We start from the raw sequence: 1624 nt of genomic DNA on the forward strand, positions 1-1624 counted from the left end.
AATACTTTTCAACGACCAAAGGAAATTCAATGCTCCGGTACTCTGGTATGATCTGTTCTCTTTTGTGCGGGACGCCGTTTCCGCCATCCCGCTACGCTGTCAATCCAATATGTTAATGAACTTGTCTTCTGTTTTTGTTTCCCCAGCAAACTCGTTTGCTAAGCGGGTGCAAATATAAAACCCTTTTTTGTTCCCTGCAATGTTTTTGAAAGTTTTTTTGAAAGTTTTTTCTCACCCTCCAATCCGACTTTTTAAGACACTATTTCGATGAACTCTCTCGCTCCCGGTGTTCCCGTTTTTAGCGGCTGCAAATATACAACCTTTTTTCGATCCGCAAACTTTTTTTTGAAAAAATTTGAATTTCTTTTTTCCGGGATGCCAGTGAACGTTTTTCCGCCCCTTCGGCGCACCAGGCGCCTCGTTTGCGGGGTGCAAATATACAACCCTTTTTCCTTCTGCCGCAAACTATTTTAAACCTTTTTTTGAAATAATTTTGACCAAACTGAAAATCAGAGTGTTAAAGAAACGAAAATCCACAATTAATATTACACATTATAATACTATATAATAGGTAGTCACTAAAAAGTCATCAACCATTAAAAATCAGGAACGGTATGGCAGAGCTCTTATCATATAGAATAACGTGTTGTTACTTTAAAAAACGTAGAAATTATACGATATCCCAAAGTGCATTTACTTTCTGATGCAATCAAAAAGCGCAAATCGACCGAAAAGATTATAAAAAGAAATTCCAAACGAGACCAAAACGGATTGAAAAATCACGATATGGATTATTGGGTGCAGAAAAATAATCGTATCCAGTAAATGCCGAATTGAAATGTTCGGCTTTAAGATAGATTCTGGTTTGTCTAACTTTTGCGTTGATAAAGAAATCCAATCTCGGAAAATTACCTAAAGAAGTTTGGTTTTGGACATAAAACTCACCCAGCAACGGATCATAACCATCCATATTATAATCAGAAAAATAATTGAATGTAATCCCAGTTTGCAAAAAGAGTGCTTTATCAAATAGATGATCGGAAAAATAAATAGTATTTCGAGTTATAAACTGAGGCACGTTCAAAACACCTTCGCCATTAATCACATTTTGGTACATTATAGTATTGTCTAAAGCGAACTTGCCAAAATGAAACTCTTTTGACACATTAAGTTTTAAATAATTTATTGTATTATCAGACTGAACAGGTTTGACATAATTACTTACATCCTTAGTAAAATAGGCATGGTTATTAATAGTTGTATATTCCAATTCAACCGTTGCCAATTTTTGAGACTCTACTTTAAACGCCAAGTTTTGAGTTTGAACATTTTTGAACGTACTACTATTATCCCAATTGTAATTGAGATAGTCACTTTGGTAAAGCAACATATTATAGTTGGCTTGTTTTGAACTTGAATTCAAACGGGCTATTGCTTTAATATCTGGAGTAATTTTATAGGACGCATTCAGGTCTAAAAAATGCCCGTTGAAATCACCGGAGACATTAAGTCCAAAATCCCCGTGTAAATTGAACTTACCAATTTGATTTTCGTAAGACCCTCCAATTCCAAAAACACTTCCTTTTAATCGATTCGGAATTCTTATTCCATCAATGATGGTTAC

Annotated in this window: 1 protein-coding gene; it reads right to left on the reverse strand. The window is 35.0% G+C overall.

Annotated features, from left to right (window positions below):
- Positions 1–736: 736 nt before the first annotated feature.
- The coding region (locus VNJ50_RS00525; protein ID WP_325578020.1) for a putative porin at positions 737–1624 on the reverse strand (888 nt) is incomplete at its 5' end.

This window comes from Gelidibacter sp. (assembly GCF_035577925.1).
Taxonomy (GTDB): domain Bacteria; phylum Bacteroidota; class Bacteroidia; order Flavobacteriales; family Flavobacteriaceae; genus Gelidibacter.